This is a genomic window from Sorangium sp. So ce302, assembly GCF_051530145.1.
GTDB classification, from domain to species: Bacteria; Myxococcota_A; Polyangia; order Polyangiales; family Polyangiaceae; genus Sorangium; species Sorangium cellulosum_B.
Map to the genome: position 1 here is coordinate 3,155,552 of NZ_CP150326.1, position 21,949 is coordinate 3,177,500.

Here is a 21,949-nt window from a genome sequence, read left to right on the forward strand (position 1 = left end):
GACAGGCGAGTCGCCGCGCGACGCGCCCGCGTCGCCGGCGAACACGAGCACGCGCGCGATGGAGGCAGCATGAAAACGAACCGGACTCGTCTGGGGATCTCTGCGCTCTTTGCCATGGCTTCATTCGGGCTCGCGATCGCGGGCTTCACCGACACGATGGAACGCACGGAGGACGAGAGAGAGGTGGACTGGAGGGCCTGTCAGCAGCTGCATGCCCGTGCCTCCGGCCAGGTGGAGCGTGTCCGGGCCGCTTACCGGGCATGCGGTACCGACAACGATTGCGCCATCGTCGATACGAGCACCGACTGCGGCGGCACCTGTGGTGAGGTGGTCAACCGGGCGGGCGTCCAGCAGATGAGGCGCGTCATCTCCCACCTCGACGCGACCGTATGTCGCGAGCATCGGAGGATGGGCTGCCCCTACGGCACGCCTGCGTGCCTCGCGTCCAGGCCCGTCTGCGCCGGCGGTGCGTGCACGTTCGCCCCTCTGTAGGCGACGTCGCGCGACCCGGCGTCACCGCGCCGAGGCGGGCCGCCCCGGCGCGCCGAGAAGATGTACCCGCAGGCCGTGGAGCGAAGGCTGCCTCATCGTTGATCCATGGAGGGCCGCGTCAGGCGTCGCGCGACCGCCGGGCGGGCGCGGAGGCCGGCCGCGACGCCTGCTGCTCCGCCGCGGCCTCCGCGAGCTGCTCGCGCAGCCAAGCGTGCGCCGGATCGTCCGTGAGCCTGGGGTGCCAGACGGCCGAGAGCGTGAAACCCGGGAGCGCGAGCGGCGGCGGCGCGACGACGAGCTTCAGCGCGGGGGCGATGTCCCGCGCGACCTCGCCAGCCAGGACGCCGATGAGGTCGGTGCCCGAAAGCAGGTGCGGCGCCATCAGGAAGTGCGGCAGCGTGACGTGGACGTCGCGCTCGAGCTGCTGGGCGGCGAGCGCGCGATCGACCACCCCGACGCGCCCGCCGTGCGGTGAGACGAGCAGGTGCGGCCGCGCGAGGAACGAGCGCAGCGTGCGCGGCGCGGGAGGCTGGCAGACGAGGGCGAAGTCGTCGCGCAGGAGCGGCCGGGACTCGAGCCCGGTCAGCCCGGGCCCCTCCACCGCGAGGCCGACGTGGACCTCGCCCGCGTCGAGCGCCCGGGCGGCGTCGCGCGTCTCGAACGGCAGCACCGCGAGCCTGGCCCTCGGCGCGCGCGCCCGGAGCCGCCGGACGAGCCGCGGCAGCAGCACGTACGCGGCGTAGTCGTTCATGCCCACCCGCAGCTCGTCACAGAGCGCCGCGGGGTCGAACGCCGGGCGGCGGGCGAGCGCCGCCCGCAGGCGGTCCAGGGCCGGGCGCACGTCGCGCCGGAGCTGCTCCCCGCGGGGCGTCAGGAAGAGCGCGCGGCCGCGCCGGACGAGCAGGCGATCGCCGAGCAGCGCGCGGAGCCGGCCGAGGGCGTTGCTCGTCGCGGGCTGGCTCAGGCCCACGCGCTTGCCGGCGGCGGTCACGCTGCGCTCCTCGAGCAGCGCCTCCAGGACGACGAGAAGATTGAGGTCGAGCGCAGAGAGATTCACTGCGTGAATGCATAGCATCCGGTGCATCCATTGGACTGGCGGACCGCGCACCCGCACGCTCGGGCCTGTTCAACGCGGAGGGACAGCACGGATGAGAGCTGCATTGTTGGGGCCGGGCCCGGGCGCGGGCGGCGCTGTGATCGGCGAGCGGGAGCTCGGCCCCGTTCCACGCGGGCACGTGCGCGTGCGCGTCGCGTTCGCCGGGGTGAACCACATCGATCTGCTCCTCGCCGACGGGAAGCTCCCCCTCACGCCGAGGCCCGTGGGGCTCGGCCTCGAGCTCGCGGGCACGGTCGAGGCGCTCGGCGAGGGCGCGCGCGGGCCGGCGGTGGGCGCGCGCGTCGTCGCGATGGGCACGCCGCACACCGGCGCGTTCGCCGAGCTCGCCGACGTCGAGGCGCGCCGCGCCGCGATCGTGCCCGACGGTGTGCCGCTCGACCGCGCCGCCGCGTCGATCGTCAATTACGCGACGGCGTGGGTGCTCCTGCGCGAGCGCGCCCGGATCGCCCCCGGCGAGACGGTGCTCGTGCACGGCGGGGCCGGCGGCGTTGGGACCGCCGCTCTGCAGCTCGCGCGGCACCTCGGCGTGCGCGCGGTGGCGCTCGTCGGCGACGCCTCCAAGGTGGATCATGCGGCGCGCAACGGCGCCGCCGCTGCGATCGTCCACGGCCGCGAGGACGTCGCGGCGCGGGTGCGCGCGCTGACCGATGGGCGCGGCGTCGATGCGGCGCTCAACGCGACCGGCGGCGTGACGCTTGCGCGCGATCTCGGCTTGCTCGCGCCCTTCGGCCGCCTCGTGTCCTTTGGCTTCCTCGAAGGGCCGCCAGGCGCCGAGCTCGGCGCCGCGCTCGCGGACGGCTTCGGACGCAGCGTATCGCTCGCGATGAGCGACCTGTTCACGGTGGTCAATGAGGCGCCGGAGCGGTTCTCGCGCACGATGGAAGAGGTGCTCTCGCTCGTCGAGAGCGGAGCGCTCGAGCCGGTCGTTCACGCGACATGGCCGCTCGAGCGCGTCGGCGACGCGCTCGATGCGCTGCGGGCGCGCGTTGTTCAGGGGAAGATCCTGCTGCGCTGCGCTGCCTGAGGACGCGGCGACGGAGGCTCCGCGCCGGGGGCCGGGGCGCAGAGGTGCCGGCTCAGGCCGCGCCTGAGGTGTGACAGAATCAATTAGCACTTGCTAATTGATGAGTATTGACTAATGTATGGGGCATGGCTGAAGCCGCTGCGATCGACGCCGTCATGCGCGCGCTTGCCGATCCCACTCGGCGGGCCGTGTTCGAGCGGATCGTCAGCTCCGACGAGATCACCGTGGTGGAGCTGACGCGGGGCAGCGGCGTGACCCAGGGCGCCATTTCCCAGCACCTGAAGTCGCTGAAGCAGGCCGGCCTGGTCGCCGAGCGCCCCGAGGGGCGCAAGGTCTACTACCGCGCCCAGCCGGAGGGGCTGGCGCCGCTGGTCGACTGGATGAGCCACTACGGCGTCTTTTGGCGCGACCGGTTCGCCGACCTCAGAACCCTCCTGAAGGAGATTGATCCATGAACAGTGCCGCCATCGTGGCCGACAGCCGAGAGATAGTCGTTGACGAGGTGTTTCCCCACACGCCCGAAATGGTGTGGAAGTCGCTGACCACGCCCGCGTTGATGGGCCGCTGGCTGATGAAGCCGATCGGCTTCGAGCCGACCAAGGGCGCCCGCTTCACCTACCAGACCACGCCGGCCGGCGAGTGGGATGGCGTCATCCAGTGCGAAGTGCTGGAGGTCACGCCGAACGAGCGCCTGGTCTACTCCTGGAAGGGCGGACACGTCGCCAACGCCGGCTATGGCTCGCGTCTGGAGACGGTCGTTACCTGGACGCTCACCAAGGTCAGCGGCGGCACCCGGCTGCGCCTCGTGCACTCCGGCTTCCAGACCCCGAAGAACGACCATGCGTTCCACAACATGAGCGAGGGATGGCCGAAGGTCCTCCAGAAGATCGACGCCATCACCGGCGAGAACGGCGCCGCGCCGGCGGAGGCCTCGAATGGATAGGATCACCGTCACGGGGTTCCGCTGGGCCCCGCCGTTCGCCGCCTGAGCCTGGCCTCGGTGAGGGCCGCGTCCAAACGGCCCTGAGGCTCCCGCGCAGGGGCTCGACCGCGCCCCCAAGGGACGCAACGAGACGGGTGCCTGGTCTCGCCGCCACGACGAGTACGACAAGGGCTGAGCCGGTGGCCGGTCCACGTGAATCCACACGTGGCACGCCTCGAGATCGAGCGTCGCCAAGGCGCCGGCGGCCACAGCGGGGATATGCAGCGATCCACGAGTACCACGGGCTGGTGAGCCGGACGCTCCCGCCAGGGCTCTCCGCCATGGCGGGAGGGGTCTCGCCCCTGCGAGCTGCTCCTCCACGACGCCTCGCCGCGAGCGCCGGAGTCCAGCCCTCCCCCGATCCCGGATTCCGTACATCTCGTCGAGCGCGGTACTCCCTTCCAGGAAGCGGCGTCATGAGGGCGCCGGGTATTGCCGATTGGCGGGGGACTTCTACTCTCTATATCTGGCGCTCGCGTTAAGAAGTGTGAAGCGGGTTTGTTGAGAGCTGTATGAGACGTGGGGATCGGCGCGCGTTCACGCCGAGATCGTGTAGCTCAACGGGCCTCGCGCCGGTGCCGCCTTGCGCCCCCGACAAGAGGTGCCATATTGCCGCCCTGCCAGGTTGGACAGCGCGCTGCGCGCAGCGCGGCGATCATCTCGTTAGCTCGAGAGGCGTCTCCGGGAGAACACGGGACGGCTGAAGCTCGTCGCGCCCGGTGGGCATGCATCCACGGGACAATCCCAGGGATCTGCGAGCCTCGTCGAGGCGGCGCGGCCCGCGGGGCGTGTCTGGCTGACCTGAGGCAGCCCGGCGCTCTTGGCCTGGCGTGCGACGACGTCGCTCGTCCTGGCCCCGAGCGATCCGAACAGGAAAGGAAGGCAAACGCGATGACGAAGATTCTTCAACACACCGCGGCCCTGGTAGCCATGGCGGCGCTCTCGGCGTGCGCCCTCGGCGAGGAGCTCGGCGACGGCGATATCGAGGCCGCCGAGCAGGCGCTCGTGGATGCGCGGCTCGAGGGCGGCACCTTCTATGCAAGCACCTACGACTCTCCCGCGGGCGAGCGGCTCGACAACGCCTTCGACGAGGATGTCGGGACGAAATGGCTCATCTTCGCGGGCCAGGGCTTCCTCCAGTACGACTCGCCGAACAATGAGGCGTACGTGCTCGGCTCGTACAGCATCTCCTCGGCGAACGATTTCCCGGAGCGCGATCCGCGCGCCTGGCGGCTCCTCGGCTCGAACGACGGCATGACGTGGACGGTGCTCGACACGCGCTCGAACGAGAGCTTCTCGGCGCGTTTCCAGACGAAATCGTACACGGTCGCCGGCGCGCAGGCGTACAGGAAGTTCCGCCTCGAGATCCAGCAGAATCTCGGGGGCTGGGCCCAGATCCAGCTCTCCGAGTTCGCGCTCTTCGGGTCGCCGGGCACGCCGATCCTGCCGACGCCGCCCGTGATCACCGCGAGCGGGGAGAACGGCCCGCAGGAGACCGCGGCGAGGGCCTTCGACGGCCGCCCCATCAGCAAGTGGCTCACGTTCAGCAGCACCGGCTGGATCCGCTACGAGCTGCCCACCGCGTTCACGATCGACGGGTACGCCATCTCCTCTGCGAACGACTCCCCGGCGCGCGACCCGAGGTCCTGGACGCTCCAGGGCTCCAACGACGGCGTCACCTGGACAACGCTCGACACCCGCGCGGGCCAGAGCTTCACGAACAGGTTCCAGCGCAACCATTACTTCATCAACAACGCCACGGCGTACAAGAACTACCGGTTCAACTTCACCAGCGACACCTCCGTCCTGCAACTCAGCGAGATCGAGCTCCTCCGGACCGACGATCCGTACCGCGCCGTCCTCCCGCAGACGGTCCAGTACCAGAACCAGTCCACGACCACGGGCGGACAGCGCTTCAACGACGCGATCGGCAGCACCCTCGTGCGGGACGTGCGCGAGATCTCGCGCGAGGTGGTCGAGGGGCTCTATACACAGCCCGGCGCCTTCTGGAAGCGGAGGAACACCCTGAACATCAGGGTGGTCGACCAGTCGGGGTACGCCTGGGCGGAGTACAGCGGCGATGTGGCCACGGTGTCGTTCAGCGCGTTCTGGATCAACGATGTGTACAACAGCGGCGACGACGTGCGGCGCGTCATCATCGGCACGCTCTACCACGAGCTCGCGCACGTTTATCAGCTCGACGACGTGGGGACCGGCAACGGATACATCATCGAGGGCCTCGCAGACTCGCTGCGCCTGCGCGCCGGGCATCACGACCTCACCGTCCGGACCGCCGGGAACTTCGTGCAGAACGACGGCGAGATGGCGACGTTCCTCCTCTGGATCGAGCAGTTCAAGAAGCCCGGGTTCATCCCGGCCTTCAACAGGAGCCTCGCGCCCTACGACGCGCTCCCGTACGACGAGAGCGTCTTCGTCACGGAGACCGGGCAGACGCGCACGGCGCTCTGGAACGAGTTCCGTGACCATTACTGGTGGGGCGTGGACTTCCCCGGCCCCGGCAGCCTCTGAGGGATACCGCCCCTGACCGCGCCGCGCGCCCTCGCGGCGCGAGGCGCAGCATACCCATCCTCCGCGACCAGCACATCGGCGCGCTCAGACCTCCAGCGCGCTCTCGACGATGCGATGCACGAGGCCGTACTCCTGGGCCTCGGGCGCCGTCATCCACAGGTTGCGCTCGGTCTCTCGCGCGATCTTCGCGGCCGCCTGCCCCGTCGCCTCCGCGAAGATGCGGTTGAGCCGCTCGCGCGCGGCCATGATCTGGGCCGCCTCGATCTCGATGTCCGACGCGGGGCCGCGCACGCCGCCGAGCGGCTGGTGCAGGAGGAAGCGCGTGTTCGGGAGCGCGAACCGGTTCTCCCGCCGCGCGGCGACGAAGATCAGCGCGCCCGCGCTGGCGACCCAGCCGGTGCCGATCACCTTGACCTCGGGCCGGATGAAGCGAATCACGTCGTGGATCGTGTCCCCCGACTCCACGTGCCCGCCCGGCGAGTGGATCAGGATCCGGATCGGCTTTTCGCCATCATCGCTCGCGAGGGCGAGGAGCTGCGCGGTGGTCGCCTGCGCCAGCTCGCTGGTGATCTCCCCGAAGATCAGGACGGTCCGGCTCCTCAGCAGGCTGCTCTGGACCTTCTCGGACAGCGCGCGCGGGTGCGGCTCTTCGTTCGGCGTGGAATCCGGCGTGGAATCGAGGCGTGTCATGGCCCCGAGCTTCCGGCGGCCCTCGCCCGCGCGCCATGACCGCGAGGCGCGGAGTCATGCTCGCGCGTCTCGATCCGCGAGCGGGCGCTGGACGAGCGGCCTCGGCGCGGGCAACCATGGGGCATGGCGGACGAGTTGGAGCGGCTGCTTCCCCGCGGCGTGGTGGTCTCCCGGCATCAGGGCCATCCTGGCGCGCCCTGGCGCGCGGGCGCGGGTGATCCGCCGAGCCTCCACGTCGTCGTGCAGGGCGCCTTTCGCCTCTCGCAGGACGGCGTGTGCGCCCTGGAGCTCGACGCCGGCGATGTCGTGCTCCTCGGGTTCGGCCCGCGCGGCGCGGGGCCCCGCGAGCAGAGCCTCCGCTGCGTCGCGCCGCCGCCCGGGCGCGCTCCCGCCGAGGCGGAGCTGATCTCGGCGACCTACGCCGCCGCGCCCGGCGGGGCGCTCGCGTCGCTCGCGCCCGTGGTCCACCTGCCTGCCGGCGAGGTGCGGCGCGCGCCGGGGCTCTCTGCGGTCGTGGGCCTGCTGCGCGCCGCGCTTATGGAGGCTTCCCCGGGGCAGGCCCAGCTGGCGCGCTCGCTCCTCGAGCCGCTGCTCGCCTATGCGCTGCACTGCCACGAGCATGCGCGCGAAGGGCGCGCGTCGCGCGCGCTCGACCGGCGCGGCGCGCGCGCCTTCGACCGTCGCGTCGCGCGCGTGCTGCGGCTCATGCAGGAGAAGCCGGCCGAGCGCTGGAGCGTCGAGGCGCTCGCGAAGGCGGCGGGCCTCTCCCGCGCCGCGCTGGCGCGGCGGTTCCTCGCCGAGCTGGGTGTCCCGCCGCTCCGCTACCTTGCCGAGCTCCGCATGCAGCGGGCGGCCGAGCTGCTCGCCGAGGGCGACGGCTCGCTGGCCGCCGTGGCGGCCGAGGTCGGGTACGACTCGGAGTTCGCGTTCAGCCGCGCGTTCAAGCGGCACACGGGCGAGGCGCCGGGCGCGTTCCGCCGGCGCAGCCGCTCCGAGGGGGCCGCGTTCCGCCTGCCGCCGGTCCGCGCGGCGGCGTGAGCGCTCCGCCTGGGCGGAGCGCGAGCCCAGGACATGGCGAACGGCCGCGGTTCCCGAGCGGCGTGGAGGGCTGTTCCGATGTGGGGGGGCACGCCTTCCTCTCGCCCGCGTCGTCTGCCGGCCGCCAAGAGATTGTTTCGAATATCGTCCTCCGCGATGTCGAGAACGCCGCCTGGGCTTCGACTCCTCTGTGAACGCGCGCCCGACGCGGGGCGCGCACGCTGAAAGGGAGCTGACGATGAAATACCTCCTGATGATGCACGTGCCGACCCGAGAGCCCTACGAGTTGATGAGCTGGCCGTCGAAGGACCTGCAGGCGCACCTCGCGTTCCTGAACAGCTTCAACCAGAAGCTCCGCGAGTCGGGCGAGCTCGTGGGGATCGAGGCGCTGACCGCGCCCGACCAGGCCAGGCTCGTGCGCGCCGGCAAGGACGGCAGGCCCATCACCGACGGCGTGTTCCCCGAGGCCAAGGAGTTCCTCGCCGGCTTCTGGGTAGTCGACGTCGGGAGCCCCGAGCGCGCCTACGAGCTCGCCGCGCAGGCGTCCGCCGCGCCCGGGCTCGGCGGCGAGCCGCTCAACATGGCCATCGAGGTGCGGCAGGTGATGAGCGGGAGCGAGCTCCCCAAAGAGCTCCTGTGAGCTCACCCTCGCTCGGCGCGCTGATCGGGCGGTTCCGCCGCTTCAGCGCGCGAGGGCGATCACCTGCTCGAGCTCCCAGTGATCGGCGGCGTGAGCTCCGTAGTGCACATCGAGGAGCGCGCCGTCGGGGCCGACGAGAAAGTCGGCGGGCAGCCCATCCTTGCCCCCTTCTCCGTGGAACGGGTTGGACCGCGCGCTCACCATGCCCCGGATCGCCGACCACGCGACCTTCGGATGCGCGGCCGCCAGCGCGGAGCGCTCGACGCCAAATTGCCGGTACCAGCGGCGCTCCGGATCGGGGACGACGGGGAACGGCAGATCGGCGTGGTAGGGCCGCATCGTCTCCGCGGAGGAGTGAAAGAAGGCGACGGTCTGCACCGCCGCCGCCGCGAGCTGCTCGCGCCCCCGGGCGAACGAGCGGAGGTGGAGGTTGCACACCGGGCAGCCGGCGAAGCGGCGAAACTGGAGGTGGAGGAGGCCCCCCGACGGGATCCGGAGCGGCCCGTGGCACAGCGTCTCGAGGGTCGACGGGGCGAGGTGGTCTCCGGGGCGCAGGCGATGAGAGCGAACGTTTTCGGCCATGGACTCGACTCTAGCGGGCCGGCGTCATGGTGCTCATCGATGATTTTCATCTCAATCATGGTAGTACTCGATGAGATGTTCGACGGGCTCGACCCCAGCCATCTGCACGCGCTGCACGTTCTCCTGGAGGAGCGCCACGTGACCCGGGCCGCCCAGCGCATGGGCCTCACGCAGTCGTCGATGAGCCATCGGCTCCGGCGGCTGCGCGAGGCGCTTTCCGACCCGCTGCTGGTGCGCGGCGACGAAGGGCTGGTGCCCACGCCGCGCGCCGAGGCGATCGCCGGGCCGCTCGCGGCGGCCCTGCGGGCGCTGCACGCCGCCGTCGCGCCGCCGTCGTGCTTCGACCCGGCCACGAGCCGCCACACGTTGGCGCTGGCGATGCCGGACCTGCTCATCCCGCTCGTGCCTGGGCTGCTCGCCGACCTCGCCGCCGACGCACCCGGCGTCGACCTACGGATCTCCAGCGTCACGCCCGATCTCGGGCGGGCGCTCGCGGCGGGTGATCCACCGCTCGCGCTCGCCCCGGCGGGATTCGTCGACGACAGCGCCATCGCCCGCCCGCTCGGCGATCTGCGCTTCGGCGTGGCGGCCCGGCGCGGACACCCGGCGCTCGACCGCCCGCTCACGGTCGCGCGCTGGCTGGCGCACGCCCACGTGGTCGTGCGGATCGGCAACGAGCGCCCGAACGTCATCAGCGACGAGCTCGCGCGGCGTGGGCTGGTCCGCCGGGTGAGCGTCGAGGTGCCGTCGTTCCTCGCCGGCCTGATGATCGTCGCCAGCTCGGATCTCCTGATGAACGCGCCGATGCCCCTCGTGCACGCGGTGGCCGGGGTCCTGGGGCTTGTCGTCCGCGAGGCGCCGCTCGCCCTGCCGCCGGTCCCCTTCGCGCTGCTGTGGAACGAGCGCTTCCAGGCCGATCCCGCGCACCGCTGGGCACGCGAGCGGGTCGCCGCGGCGATGCGTCGTCGCCTCGGGCTCGACGACGCGGCGGGGCGCGCCGTTCCCCGGTCGCGCCGCGCCCGGTGATCACGCGCGACGCGGCGGCCCTCTCGACCACGCGCCGATGATGCTGGAGCTCGTGCTGTCGCGGGGGCTCCACCTGCAGGTGAGGCGCAGCGATGGACCTTGTCGGACACGGAGAGCTCGGCGCGAGGCTCACTCCTCGTCGTAGAGCTTGGCGACGGCCGTCAGGTTCTCGTCGCGGAGTCCGCCCGCGAGGCCGCGTTCGAACACCTCGCTCGCGCCCCGGCTCACCGGCAGCTCGCCGCCGACGCGCTCCGCTGCCTCGAGCGCGTATCGCAGGTCCTTGGCGGCGAGCGACACCGGGAACATCGGCTCGAATCGACGACCCAGCATCCCCGTCGCGGCGCTGCTGGCGGCGGGGCTCAGGACCGGGAGCCCCTCCAGCGCGTGCATCAGCGCCGCCGTGTCGAGCCGCGCTCGCGCCGCGAACCCGAGGATCTCGGCGAGCGCCGCGACCTGGACGCCGAACAAGGTGTTCACGATGAGCTTCGCGTACGCTCCCGCGGGCGAGGCGCCGATGTGCTTTACCGCGCCACCCATGCGACCGAGGATCGGACGGAGCGGCTCCAGCACCGCGGCGTCTCCGCCGACGAGGAAGATCAGGTGACCCCTCTCGGCATGTGGGCGAGAGCCGACGACGGGCGCGTCGATGAACTCGAGCCCAGCGTCCTTCGCGCGCCCGGCGAGCGTCGACACCCAACCTGGACTCAGCGTGCTGCACTCGACGATGACCGCTCCGCTGCGCATCCCGCGCAGAGCGCCCACATCGTCGTCGAGCCACACGGAGCGCGACGCTTCGTCGTCCGTGACCATCGCGAAGACGGCATCGGCGTCTCTGGAGGCATCGGCCGGCGTTCGCGCGGCGAACGCGCCCAGCGACGGCGCCCACGACGGTACTCCCGAACGGCTCCAGACCTTCAGCTCGATGTCGTCGTTCACGAGGCAAGAGGCCATCCGCCCGCCCATCGCACCGAGGCCGAGGAACGCCACCCTCATGCGCCTGCACATAGGGTCCTCCGCCGCTCGCCGCTTTCGCTGGAACCGCAGGTCGTGATTCTCACCTCGTCGCCGACGGCGACGCCACCGGTCTCGAGCGTCGTGCTCCGCGCGAGGCCGGTGACCGTCATGTGCAGGACGCTGAGGTCGACGTAGGTGTGCGTGGGGTCGAGCTCGTCAACAGTGGTCGTCACGGATTGCCTCCTGGTGGGTCGCCGTCATCGAGGGGCAGGAATGACTCATTCCAGGAGGGGACGAAATGTCGCATTCGTGCTAGGAATTATTCCGAAAGGGGCATGATGGATCGACTTGAAGCGCTGCGGTTGTTCTCGCGACTCGCCGAGCGAGGCAGCTTTTCGGCCGCCGCCCGGGACCTCAAGATCAAGCAGTCGACCGCGAGCAAGTGGATCGCCGAGCTCGAGGCGCAGTTCGGCGCGAGCCTCGTCGAGCGCACGACGCGATCGGTTCGCGTCACGGAGGCCGGTCAGCGTCTGATGGCCCGCGCACGGGAGCTGCTCGCGGCGTTCGACGAGCTGAGCGGCGAGTTCAACGAGAGCGACCGGGAGCCGCGCGGCCGTGTCCGCGTGAGCATCCCCGTCGTCTTTGGTCGGCTCTTCATCGTCCCTTCGGTCGGCGACTTCCTGAGACGCCACCCCGCGGTGAGCGCAGAGCTCGTGATGATCGACAGGTACGTGAGCCTCGTCGACGAGGGGTTCGACCTGGCGATTCGCGTCGGCGTCCCCGCTGACACCAGCGCCCGCGGGCGGAAGCTCGCCGACAGCGGTCGCGTGCTCGTCGCCGCGCCGTCGTACCTCGGAGCGCGCGGCCGCCCGAACGCCCCGAGCGACCTACGGACCCACGAGTGCCTCGTTCACGGCGAGGCGAACGCGCCGACCGTTTGGCGCTTTGGGAGGGAGCCTGGCAAAGGCGTCCCGGTCCCTGTCCGTGGTCGCTTCGCCGCCAACAACAGCGAGGCAGTGGCGCTCATGGCGCGACAGGGCCTCGGGGTGGCGCTGCTCGCCGACTGGCTCGTGCGCGACGATATCAAGCGCGGCCGACTCGTCCCGCTGCTCGAGGACTTCGTGACGCCGCCGGCTCCCGTCTTTGCGCTGAGCCCACCTGGACGGTTTTCATCGACGACGGTCCGCGCGCTGACCGAGCACCTCGCCGCAGGGCTCGCCGCGCGACTGGAGCGAAAAACGGGTTGAATCAGGGTGGCGCGCAGGGCCTCCATCTTCTTGGCGCTGCTCAAGCTGTCAGCGTCCTTCAGGCTCCCGACCAGCACGAACGCTTCTACTGCTGCCTCGCTGAAGGGTGGCAGCGGCGGAAATGCAGGAGGTGCGCTCCTCCGTGTGTTCGTCACGGGCCGCTTTCACTCCACAGTCTGCGGAGGGCTCGACCCGGGCTCGCGAGGCTCTGGACCATGCGGCACGCCTTCCCGTACTTCGTGGTCGGGTAGGGCTACGCCTTGGAGGCCGTGATCCTCGAGCCGACCTCGCGAACCGGGGGCGGAGCATCATCATGGTCTCCTCGGAGCTGCCCGCGATGGGACGCTCATCCCGAAAGGAACAGTCTCGATGAAAACGGATCGCGAAGGCCAGAGGATCGCTGCTTCGAACGAGGCGCCCCGCGGCGCGCGCTTCATCCACGCCGCGGGGGCGGCGCTGCTTGCGGTGCATGCGCTGGTGGGTTGCTCGAACGAGCTCGACGTCCCTGCCGGCCATGGCGGCAGCGGCGCTGGCGGAGGGAGCGGCGGTGAGGGCGGCAGCGGCGAGGGCGGCGGCGCTGGCGGCGAGAGCGGCGGCGCTGGCGGCGAGGGTGGCGGCGGGGTCGCGGTGTCGGCCGAGTTCTTCGACGACTTCAGCTACAGCGGCATCGCCGACGACGGTCTCAAGAGCCGGTGGTGGGTACGGACGACCGACGGAGCGCCCGGAGTCGCCGGCGCACAATGGCTCTCGTCCAATGTGTCGTTCATCGAAGATCCCGATCTCGCCTCGAACAGGCTGCTGCGGCTCGAAGCGACCTCGCGCGGATCGGGAGCGAGCACCTCGCACGCGGAGATCCAGTCCAACGACGACAGGTTCCGCCTCGGGACCTACTCCGCCAGGGTGAGATTCCGCAACACGCCCCTGACCGGGACCCGGCACCTCGGCGACAAGCTGGTCGAGACGTTCTTCACGATCAGCCCATGGATCAACGACCCCGAGGCCGATCCCAACTACTCGGAGCAGGATTTCGAGTACATGCCCAACGGCGGGTGGGGGCAGGGCGATAACAGCACGCTGTGGCTGACCTCGTGGGAGACGGCCACGCTCGAGAATACGCAGTCGAACCAGGTCGCGGGGGACCAGTCGGGCTGGAAGAGGCTCCTCCTCCAGATCGACGCGTCCGGTATCCATTACTACGTCGACGGCGCGCGGCTCTGCACGCACGACGCCACGTACGTCCCCGAGACGGACCAGCACCTCGACTTCAACCTATGGTTCGACGAGCTCGCCGCTGGACAGACCGGTTCGCGGACGTACGCCGAGGACGTCGACTGGGTTTACTTCGCGAAGGACGTGCTCTTGTCGCAGGCCGAGGTGGACGCGCAGGTGGCCGGTTTCCGGGCGTCCTCGCTCGCCCTCGTGGACACCCTGCCCTAGCACTCCCGCTCAGGGCGAGGGATTGTTTTACTTTTCCTCCTCTGTATTTCCATTCTTCCCGGCAAGGCACAGGCGGATCTGGACGCGGCGGCGGAGGGCGCCCCGTTGGGCCACACCGGAGCCACCCTCGGCGGCGAAACAGGCGGGCCGATATCGTGGACGCTCGGCCAGCGCGAGCGGCGGCGCGTCAACGAGACAGGTCGAGCTCGAAGAGCGGGAGCAGCCGGCCAGGGATGCTGGCAGAGCCCTTCTCGCCCACGCGCCGCGCGCCGCAGGCCTCGTAGAACCGCGCGGCGTTCGGATCGCCCTGGATCACGAGGACGCGGTACCCGCGTCGCCGCGCTTCGTTGCGCGCGTGCGCCAGGAGCGCGCGGCCATGACCGCGCCCGATCTCCTCCGGCTCGACGAAGAGGTGGCCGAGCTCCACCCGGGTCGGGCTCAGGGCCTCGAGCGTGTAGAACCCGAGCGCCTCGTCTCCGCGCACCAGGACGAAGGTCGGATGCCGCGCCACGTACGCCGGCGAGATCGAGAGCTCCGCGCGGCACGCCTCCATGAACTCGCGCGTGTAGCCCCAGTGCGCCTTGGAACGAAGGGCGAGCGCGCCGAGGAGCTCAGCCTCCTCGGGGCGAGCGGCCCGGATCACGGGGACCTCGGGCAGGCGAGCCGACCGGGCGCGCCGGGGACGGCGGCGCGCCGGTCTCCGCCGGGCGGTGTCTGCTGGCGCAAGGGCATGGCTCCGGTCCAAAGGCCTGAAAGAACGCACGCACGACGGCGTCGATGGCGCGCTCGTCCTCGCTGCGGGTCATGGCAGGCCGGCCTCCATCGAGGGGTCTCAGAGGATCACCAACGAACGTCGGACGAGCGCAAAAATTCGGCGCGCCGCCGTGCGCCGCGAGGCGCGCGTGCAGCGAGGAAACGAGCGAGCCTCCCGCTCATCTCCAGCCCCAGCGTATACCAGACATGGGGGCTTGCCGGAAGCCCCCAGGCGTGCCGCACCATGCTGCACCATGAAGATGCCGAAGCACGCCGTGGTGATCGCGGGTGGAGGTCCGACGGGGCTCATGTTGGCGGCCGAGCTAGCGCTGGCGCGGATCGACGTCGCCGTCGTCGAGCGGCGCGAAAACCAGGACCTCGCCGGCTCGCGCGCGGGCGGTCTGCACGCACGCACGATCGAGGTCTTCGATCAGCGTGGCGTCGCGGAGCGCTTTCTCTCACAAGGGCAGGTGATGCAGGTCGCGGGCTTCTCGTTCATCCCTCTCGACATCAGCGACTTCCCGGTTCGCCACAACCACGGGCTCGCGCTCCGCCAGAACCGGATCGAGCGCATCCTGGCCGACTGGGTCTCCGAGCTGCCGGTGAAGTTCTATCGCGGGCGTGACGTGACGGGGTTTGCGCAGGACGACACGGGCGTCGACGTCGAGCTGTCTGACGGCGCGACGCTACGAGCGAAGTACCTCGTCGGGTGCGACGGCGGTCGCAGCCTGGTCCGCAAGGAGGCGGGCATCGACTTCGCCGGATGGGACGCGTCGACGAGCTACCTGATCGCGGAGGTGGACATGGTGGACGAGCCCGCGTGGGGCGTCCGCCGCGGCGAAAAGGGCGTCAACGCGCTGGGTAAGCTGGAAGACGGAAAGCGTGTTGGCGTCGTGCTCGTGGAGCCGCACGTCGGCAAAGCCGACAAGCCGACGCTCCAGGACCTGCGCGATGCGCTCGTCGCGGTCTACGGCACCGACTTCGGTGTTCACAACCCGACCTGGCTATCCCGATTCAGCGACATGGCTCGGCAAGCGGCGTCCTACCGAGACCGGCGTGTCCTCCTGGCGGGCGACGCGGCGCACGTGCACGCGCCGGCAGGTGGACAGGGGCTCAACATCGGCGTCCAGGACGCCGTGAACCTGGGATGGAAGCTCGCCCAGGTGGTGAGCGGCACATCGCCCGACAGCCTGCTCGATACCTATCACGCCGAGCGGCACCCCATCGCTGCCCGCGTGCTGCGCCTGACCATGGCACAAACCGCGCTCGGTCGCGGCGACGATCGAACGGAGGCCCTGCGCGAGACCGTGACCGAGCTGCTCAAGATCGACGAGCCCCGCAAGCGCTACGCCGCGATGATGTCTGGTCTTGACATTCGCTATGACCTCGGTGAAGGACACCCGCTGCTCGGACGTCGGATGCCCGATCTCGACCTGGTCACCGAGAGCGGACCGCTGCGCGTATTCACGCTGCTGCACGAGGCAAGACCGGTCTTGCTCAACCTCGGCGAGCCGGGTGCCTTCGACATCGCTCCCTGGGCCGCTCGTGTTCGGCTGCTCGAAGCTCGCCCCGCTGGTGTGTGGGAGCTCCCGGTGCTCGGCGCGGTACCTGCGCCGACTGCCGTCTTGATTCGACCCGACGGACACGTCGCGTGGGTCGGAGAAGGGACGGACCACGGCCTTCGCGACGCCCTCACCACCTGGTTCGGACCGCCCACCCAGCGGAGCGCCGCGGCACACCTGCTCTCCCGGCACACTGCCTCCGCGTAGGCGCTCAGCGGGGGAGGACGTGCCGTCGAGGGGCAAACAGGAAATCGGCTTCGGCCTGCTCCTGGCCCTGGCGTGGGCGAAGGGGACGATTACCAGCTGCGGCCGGACGGATCGAGGCCATCGAAAAGCACGCAAGAGCTCGTTCGGCGGCAGGCCGTCAAAGCAGCGCACCGGCTGCACGCCCGTGCGCATCTCGCAAGAATCGACATTTTGCAAGAGCCGAGAACAGTCCACCTGAGCGGTACGCGCGGCGCACGAACGTTACGAAAAGTAGCACAAAATCAGCTTGAAGACGACCGGCAAAGTGGGGAATAACTTCTGCGGCACTCGCGGGTCGGGCCCTCGTCCGCCATCCCATCGCCCGACCCCAGCGGGATCCTGTTTCACGACCCCTCACGAGGAGCGCTCAACATGCGTCTACGCACTGCACGTCCCACGATCTCTTTGGCTTTGTTCGCAGTGCTGCCTTGGGTGCTCGCCGCCTGCGGCAGCGAAGGCGGATCGGAGGATCCCAGCGGTTCAGGAGGAAGCCCTGCAGCCAGCACGGGGGGCGTCGGCGGCAGCGGCACCGGAGGGACGCCGACGGGCACTGGTGGACCGTCCTCTTCGAGCGGTACCCCGACCGGGACGGGCGGCGACGTGACGACGGGCGAAGCCAGCGCCGGTGGCGGGGGCCCGGCCGGAACGGGCGGAGCGCCGGGAACCGGTGGTGCCGGAGGCAACGGCGACGGCGGCAACGCCGTGAGCGCCGAGTGGGGTGAGGTGGAGAACCCTGGAGCCGGGTGCACCGTCGGAGCGATGCCGAGCGTCGCTTCGCTCACGGCGAACTCGAAGCTGCCGGACCCCTTCAAGAAGATGGACGGCAGCCGCATCGCCAGCAAGAGCGAGTGGGCCTGCCGGCGCGAAGAGATCCTCCAGCAAGCCTACAAGTTCATCTACGGCGACAAGCCCGTCCCGGCAAAGGGCGCCGTGTCCGGCACCGTGAGCAACAGCAGGATCACCGTCGAGGTCAAGGATGGCGGCGGCACCGCCTCGTTCAACCTCACCGTGAACATGAACGGGGCGACGGCGCCCGCCCCGGCCATCATCGGCTACGGCGGCCTGAGCGGCATGCCAGTTCCGAGCGGCGTCGCGACGATCACCTTCACCGCGGTCGAGTCGCAAGGCACCAGCGGCGCGAAGAACGGGCCGTTCTACAGCGCGTACGGTTCGGACCATCCTGCGGGTTACCTCACGGCACAGGCCTGGCAGATCAGTCGCGTCCTCGACGTCCTGGAGCAGAACCCCGGCGTCATCGATCCGCGCCGGGTGGGTGTGACGGGTTGCTCACGCTGGGGCAAGGGTGCCTTCGTCGCCGGCGTGCTCGACAACCGCATCGCCTTGACCATCCCGGTGGAGTCGGGTCTCGGGGGCACGATCGGCCTGCGCCTCGTCGAGGTGCTCGATAGCTACAGCGGCTCCGAATGGCCCTATCATGGCATCAGCTACGTCCGCTGGCTTTCGGAGGTGGCGCTCGGTCAGTTCACCACGGGCAACAACGCTGGGGCCGACAACACGAACAAGCTGCCCGTCGACATGCACGAGATGATGGGCCTCATCGCTCCGCGCGGCCTCTACATCGTGGACAACCCGAGCACCATGTACAACGGGCTCGATCGGAACTCGGCGTGGGTCACCGCCAACGTCGGCAAGATGATCTTCGAGGCGCTCGGCGTCGGAGACCACATCGCCTACACGGGCGCAGGTGGGAGCCACTGCAGCTGGCGCTCGCAGTACACTGCATCCCTCAACGCCATGGTCGACAAGTTCCTGAAGGGCAACGCCGCCACGGCGACGGGCAATTTCGCTACGGACCTGCCCAACAAGCCCAACCACCTGGACCACATCGACTGGACACCGCCGACGCTCACCGGCGAGCTTTGATCCAGCGCAGAGGTAACGTATGAATCCTAGCTCGTTCCTCTCTCTCGGGGTCGCCCTGGCGCTGACGCTGGGCGCTTGCGACCCTGGCCAAAACGATGACGCCACGGGCGGCACCGGAGGTGGTGGAGCCTCGGGCAGCGCGGCGGGCTCTGGCGGCCAGAGCCCCGCGGGAGGCGCCGGCGGCACGCCGCAAGAGACCAGCAGCGCCTCATCGGGCGGCGCCAGCGGCGGCGCGGGGCCGAGCAGCGGCGCGGGGCCGAGCGGCGGCACCTCCACCGGCGGTGGGCCCGGAGCGGCCACCGGCGGAGCGACGGGGGCGGGCGGCGCTCCGGGTGGCGACTGCACGCGCGAGCTCCTGGATGGCCTCCTGGACGACTACTTCGCCGCCCTCGCCGCCGGGGATCCTTCCAGCCTACCCCTGGCAGAAGGCGTGAAGTTCACCGAAAACGGCATGCAGGCCGAGATCGGCACGACGGCCTTCTGGAGGGACGCCGGCGAGGTGAAGCATTCGCAGCGTGCCCTGGATACCGAGGCGTGCAGCGCCGGCGCTCAGGCGGTGATTCCGGAAGGCGGGAGGGATCTTCCCGTCGCCCTCCGCATCAAGGTGGAAGGTTCGGAGATCACGGAGATCGAGACGATCGTCGTCCGCCCGGGCGACTACACGGCATCCTTCGCGGTCGCCTCGGATCCCGCCGCGATCATCGCCATCTCGGACGACATCGGCTGGCACGACGAGGTCCCGGAGGCCGAGCGGGCCACCCGGGAAGAGCTGACGAGCTGGATCGACAAGTACTTCCGCTCGTTCCCCTCCGGCGTCTGCGACGTCACGGGAGCCTGCAAGCGCCTGGAGAACGGGGGCGGCAACTTCTCTTGCCGCACCGGAGCATCCTGCAGCGCCAGCGATCCTGGGTCTGGCGGCACCTTCGTCCCGCGCGTCATCCTGGCCGACGAGGTGCGTGGCATCGCCATCGGTCTCACCATCTTCGACTTCATGACGGACGGGCATCTGGACATGCATATGATCAAGATGTCCGGCGGTCAGGTGCACGCCGTCCACGCCATCCTGCGCGACACGAACGGCGTGTCCGGCTGGGAGTGATGGCGACCTCCCTCGCCGCTCGCGTCGAACCGCCTGGCGGGATTTCCGACGCACCGAACCAGGCTTGATCACTCCCCTTGCTGTGTGCGCTTTCGGAAGCGCAGCAGCTTCCCGCGCGAGACGCCGAGCCGCTCCGCGGCCGACGTCACGTTGCCCCCGGCGGCCGCGAGGGCGGACTCGACGCGCTCCTGCGTGAGCGCGGTCTTCTGGTCGTCCGGCGCCTTCCCGAGCACCTCCTCGACCGGCCACAGCCGCAGCCCGGGCTCGTGATCGAGGCGGCGCACCTCCGCGAGGGCCGCGTCGAGCCCGCGCACGTTGCTCGGCCAGGGATCGAGCAGCAGCCGCTCCATGGCCTCGACCTCGACCGCTTCGGCCGGGAGCGCGACGCCCGCGCGCCGCGCGAGCTCGCCCGCCACGCTGAAGAGGTCCTCGCGCCGCTCGCGGAGCGCCGGCACGTGGATGCGCGCCATCGCGAGCCGCGCGAACAGGTCGCGCCGGAACGCCCCGCGCTCCACCATCTCCTCGAGGTCCCTGTGGGTCGCGGCGACGACCAGCACGTTCACGTGGACCGGCCGCTGCGCCCCGACCGGCAGCACCTCGCGGTTCTCCAGGAGCCGCAGCAGCTTCGCCTGGAGATCGGGATCCAGCTCGCCGATCTCGTCGAGGAACAGCGTCCCGCCGTCGTGGGCCACGACGATCCCGGGCGCGGCGCTGCGCGCGTCCGAGAACGCCCCCGCCACGTGGCCGAACATCTGGGACTCGAACACGCCGCGCGCGACGCCGGCCACGTTCACCGCCGCGAAAGGCGCTGCGCGCCCCAGGGCCGCCGCCGTGGCGCGCGCGACGAGCTCCTTGCCCACGCCCGTCTCCCCTTCGATGAGCACGTTGCCGGGGCGGCTCCGCGGCAGGCCCTCGAGGGGCTGCGCCACGGTGCGCAGGCCGTACGGCCCGACGAGCCCGCCCACGGGCGGCGCCGGATCGAGCGGGCCGAGGAGCTCCTCGCGGAAGACGAACAGGACGCGTCCGAGCCTCAGCACCGCCCCGTCGTCGAGCGGCGTGAGGTCGCGCGGCGCGAGCCTCGACCCGTTCACCCACGTGCCGTTGCGCGACCCGACGTCCGCGACGCGCAGCGCGCCGCCGGCGCGATCGATCCGCAGGTGCTTGCCTGACACCTCCGCGTCGGCGAGGCCGCGTTCGGCGAGCCAGGCGCGGCCGATGACGGTCCCGGAGTCGGGCAGCGCGAACGCCATGGGCCGCGGGAACGCGCACACAAGCGCTGGCCGCCGCCTCCCGGCCTCGGGCCGCACCGGGCTCCGGTGCTCGACGGTGCTCGACACGTCCTTGGCCATTCTCCTCGCAGGGTGCCATGCACCTCCGGAGCGTGGAAGCGCAGCGCTGGGGGGCGACGGTTGTGTCGTTCGCCCGGAGCTCCGCCGAGCTTCCCGCAGAGAAGCGCGGCTTCAGCGCTTCAGAGAGACCGCCCGTCGAACCCGCACATCGGGTCGCCCGGGTTCGTGCACCTGGGCTGCTGGGGCCCCACCCCCACCTGCGGTCGCGGTCCCGACGCCGCAGGTCGGGCGAGCGCCTCCCGCAGGTGGGTGAGCGCGCCCTCGTAAGCGCGGAGCGCGCCCTCGTCGGCGCCGGGCGTCCTCGCGCGCGCCGCGGCGACCTGGGCCGCCGCCGTGGCCTCGGGCCGCCGCCGCTCCGCGGCCCATGCGGCGAGGTCGGCGTGGCGCCGATCGAGCGCCGCGATCCTCTCGAGCGCGTCGAGCCGTGTCTCCAGCGCGTCGAGCGCGTCCCCGAACGCCCGCAGCCGGTTGTGGTCCAGCGCCCGCGGATCGAGGGCGCTCCGCGCCGCCTCCGCGGTCGCGGTTGCCTCCTCGGCGTCGCGGGCGAGGGGCCTGCCGCGCAGCGCCGCGTGGCGCCTGTCGAGGGCCGCGAGCTCGGCCGCCCTCGCGCTCTCGCGTTCGTCTGCCAGCGCCGCCTGTGCATCACGGAGCCGCTGGGCCTCTTGCTCCAGGCCTGCCACGTGCTGCGCGACCCCGTAGGCGGCCGCTGCGCCGCCGCACAGCGCCAGGCCGAGCGCGGCGGCGAGCGCGTGCGTCAGGCTGCGGCGTCGTCCCTCGGCGCGCGCGCGGGTGACGGCCAGCTCGTGCGCGCGCGCCGCGTTATCCGCCTCGAGGCGCGCCTTCGCCTCGGCCTCGATGCGTGCCACCTCGAGCGCCGCCCGCGCCCGCGCTTCCGCGCGCGCCTCCGCCTCGGCCTGCTCCCGCTCGCGCCGCGCCTGCGTCTCTGCCTCGGCCGCGGCCCGAGCCGCATCCGCGGCGCGCCGGCGCGCTTCCTCCTCGCGCTGCTCGCGGGCTTCCTTCTCGCGTGTTCTCGCGCGCTGGAGGTGCTCCTCCCGCACGCGCGCCTCCTCGAGCTTCGCGAGCTCCGCGAGGGAGAACGTGACGGACGTATCGGAGGTATCTCGGCTCATCATCGGCATCGGGGCTCCTCTCCGAGCGCCCCCGTAGCAGCCCGCGTGCCGACGATATCCAATGTAAATTCGGCAACTTAGGCCCACGATTCGGCCCGAGCGGGCGATCGCGATCGCGCCCGGCGCTACCGATCGCGATCGCGATCGCGCGACGTCCGCGCGCTCCAG

At 71.0% G+C, this 21,949-nt stretch carries 21 protein-coding genes and 1 pseudogene; 14 read left to right on the forward strand and 8 right to left on the reverse strand.

Features of this window, described 5'->3' with window-relative positions:
- Positions 1-114: 114 nt before the first annotated feature.
- Positions 115-492, forward strand: a complete 378-nt coding sequence (locus WME73_RS12370; protein WP_437745668.1) for a hypothetical protein — start codon at positions 115-117, stop codon at positions 490-492.
- 118 nt (positions 493-610) lie between these two features.
- On the opposite strand, the gene WME73_RS12375 is transcribed toward WME73_RS12370, so the two are convergent.
- A complete protein-coding gene (locus tag WME73_RS12375; protein WP_437745669.1) occupies positions 611-1,549 on the reverse strand; it encodes a LysR family transcriptional regulator in 939 nt (312 codons plus the stop codon).
- Positions 1,550-1,640: 91 nt separating this feature from the next.
- Here WME73_RS12375 and WME73_RS12380 point away from each other — a divergent pair, with 91 nt between their 5' ends.
- The 5 genes and pseudogenes from WME73_RS12380 (at position 1,641) to WME73_RS12400 (ending at position 6,144) form a co-directional block, all read left to right on the forward strand.
- Positions 1,641-2,633: a quinone oxidoreductase family protein gene (locus WME73_RS12380; protein ID WP_437915834.1), complete on the forward strand. Its 993-nt coding sequence runs from the start codon at positions 1,641-1,643 to the stop codon at positions 2,631-2,633.
- Between the two features lie 125 nt (positions 2,634-2,758).
- Positions 2,759-3,088, forward strand: a complete 330-nt coding sequence (locus WME73_RS12385; protein ID WP_437745671.1) for an ArsR/SmtB family transcription factor — start codon at positions 2,759-2,761, stop codon at positions 3,086-3,088.
- On the forward strand, positions 3,085-3,576 hold the full coding sequence (locus tag WME73_RS12390) for an SRPBCC family protein (RefSeq protein WP_437915835.1): 492 nt from the start codon (positions 3,085-3,087) through the stop codon (positions 3,574-3,576). Before WME73_RS12385 ends, WME73_RS12390 begins: the two co-directional genes overlap by 4 nt.
- A 94-nt stretch (positions 3,577-3,670) precedes the next feature.
- A pseudogene (locus WME73_RS12395) lies at positions 3,671-3,751 on the forward strand (DUF899 domain-containing protein); the annotation flags it as partial.
- Between the two features lie 755 nt (positions 3,752-4,506).
- Positions 4,507-6,144 carry a basic secretory protein-like protein gene (locus tag WME73_RS12400; RefSeq protein WP_437915836.1) on the forward strand — a complete coding sequence of 546 codons (1,638 nt, stop codon included), beginning with the start codon at positions 4,507-4,509 and terminating at the stop codon, positions 6,142-6,144.
- Between the two features lie 84 nt (positions 6,145-6,228).
- On the opposite strand, the gene WME73_RS12405 is transcribed toward WME73_RS12400, so the two are convergent.
- Complete coding sequence (locus tag WME73_RS12405; RefSeq protein ID WP_437915837.1) at positions 6,229-6,834, reverse strand: ATP-dependent Clp protease proteolytic subunit; 606 nt, start codon at positions 6,832-6,834, stop codon at positions 6,229-6,231.
- 123 nt (positions 6,835-6,957) lie between these two features.
- Here WME73_RS12405 and WME73_RS12410 point away from each other — a divergent pair, with 123 nt between their 5' ends.
- Together WME73_RS12410 and WME73_RS12415 are read left to right on the forward strand one after the other, a co-directional pair.
- Positions 6,958-7,872 (forward strand): helix-turn-helix domain-containing protein, encoded by a 915-nt coding sequence (locus WME73_RS12410; protein ID WP_437915838.1) that lies wholly within the window; start codon positions 6,958-6,960, stop codon positions 7,870-7,872.
- Positions 7,873-8,110: 238 nt separating this feature from the next.
- Positions 8,111-8,512 (forward strand): YciI family protein, encoded by a 402-nt coding sequence (locus tag WME73_RS12415; RefSeq protein WP_437745676.1) that lies wholly within the window; start codon positions 8,111-8,113, stop codon positions 8,510-8,512.
- 42 nt (positions 8,513-8,554) lie between these two features.
- Here the strand turns inward: WME73_RS12415 and WME73_RS12420 are convergent, their stop codons facing one another.
- Entirely contained in the window at positions 8,555-9,094 is a 540-nt protein-coding gene (locus WME73_RS12420; protein WP_437745677.1) for a peroxiredoxin-like family protein, read from the reverse strand.
- 57 nt (positions 9,095-9,151) lie between these two features.
- Here WME73_RS12420 and WME73_RS12425 point away from each other — a divergent pair, with 57 nt between their 5' ends.
- Positions 9,152-10,120, forward strand: a complete 969-nt coding sequence (locus tag WME73_RS12425) for a LysR family transcriptional regulator (RefSeq protein WP_437915839.1) — start codon at positions 9,152-9,154, stop codon at positions 10,118-10,120.
- 129 nt (positions 10,121-10,249) lie between these two features.
- On the opposite strand, the gene WME73_RS12430 is transcribed toward WME73_RS12425, so the two are convergent.
- Positions 10,250-11,113 carry an NAD(P)-dependent oxidoreductase gene (locus tag WME73_RS12430; protein WP_437915840.1) on the reverse strand — a complete coding sequence of 288 codons (864 nt, stop codon included), beginning with the start codon at positions 11,111-11,113 and terminating at the stop codon, positions 10,250-10,252.
- Positions 11,110-11,307: a hypothetical protein gene (locus WME73_RS12435; protein WP_437915841.1), complete on the reverse strand. Its 198-nt coding sequence runs from the start codon at positions 11,305-11,307 to the stop codon at positions 11,110-11,112. The genes WME73_RS12430 and WME73_RS12435 overlap by 4 nt, the downstream gene beginning before the upstream one ends.
- Before the next feature lie 102 nt (positions 11,308-11,409).
- Between WME73_RS12435 and WME73_RS12440 the strand changes: the two genes are divergently transcribed.
- Complete coding sequence (locus WME73_RS12440; RefSeq protein ID WP_437915842.1) at positions 11,410-12,321, forward strand: LysR family transcriptional regulator; 912 nt, start codon at positions 11,410-11,412, stop codon at positions 12,319-12,321.
- A 369-nt stretch (positions 12,322-12,690) separates the two neighbouring features.
- Positions 12,691-13,758, forward strand: a complete 1,068-nt coding sequence (locus WME73_RS12445; RefSeq protein WP_437745682.1) for a glycoside hydrolase family 16 protein — start codon at positions 12,691-12,693, stop codon at positions 13,756-13,758.
- A gap of 187 nt (positions 13,759-13,945) precedes the next feature.
- Here the strand turns inward: WME73_RS12445 and WME73_RS12450 are convergent, their stop codons facing one another.
- Positions 13,946-14,401, reverse strand: coding sequence for a GNAT family N-acetyltransferase (locus tag WME73_RS12450; RefSeq protein WP_437915843.1), 456 nt, complete (start codon positions 14,399-14,401; stop codon positions 13,946-13,948).
- 370 nt (positions 14,402-14,771) lie between these two features.
- Between WME73_RS12450 and WME73_RS12455 the strand changes: the two genes are divergently transcribed.
- The 3 genes from WME73_RS12455 to WME73_RS12465 all read left to right on the forward strand — a co-directional run bounded on the left by WME73_RS12455 (position 14,772) and on the right by WME73_RS12465 (position 19,302).
- Complete coding sequence (locus WME73_RS12455) at positions 14,772-16,280, forward strand: FAD-dependent monooxygenase (protein WP_437747968.1); 1,509 nt, start codon at positions 14,772-14,774, stop codon at positions 16,278-16,280.
- A gap of 639 nt (positions 16,281-16,919) precedes the next feature.
- A complete protein-coding gene (locus WME73_RS12460; RefSeq protein WP_437745684.1) occupies positions 16,920-18,203 on the forward strand; it encodes a glucuronyl esterase domain-containing protein in 1,284 nt (427 codons plus the stop codon).
- Between the two features lie 19 nt (positions 18,204-18,222).
- Positions 18,223-19,302 carry a hypothetical protein gene (locus tag WME73_RS12465; RefSeq protein ID WP_437745685.1) on the forward strand — a complete coding sequence of 360 codons (1,080 nt, stop codon included), beginning with the start codon at positions 18,223-18,225 and terminating at the stop codon, positions 19,300-19,302.
- 68 nt (positions 19,303-19,370) lie between these two features.
- Here WME73_RS12465 and WME73_RS12470 read toward each other — a convergent pair whose 3' ends face one another.
- Together WME73_RS12470 and WME73_RS12475 are read right to left on the reverse strand one after the other, a co-directional pair.
- Positions 19,371-20,651, reverse strand: a complete 1,281-nt coding sequence (locus WME73_RS12470) for a sigma 54-interacting transcriptional regulator (protein WP_437745686.1) — start codon at positions 20,649-20,651, stop codon at positions 19,371-19,373.
- A 119-nt stretch (positions 20,652-20,770) separates the two neighbouring features.
- The gene (locus WME73_RS12475) at positions 20,771-21,790 is read right to left on the reverse strand and encodes a hypothetical protein (protein ID WP_437915844.1); all 1,020 of its coding nucleotides are present in this window, start codon (positions 21,788-21,790) and stop codon (positions 20,771-20,773) included.
- Positions 21,791-21,949: the final 159 nt, after the last annotated feature.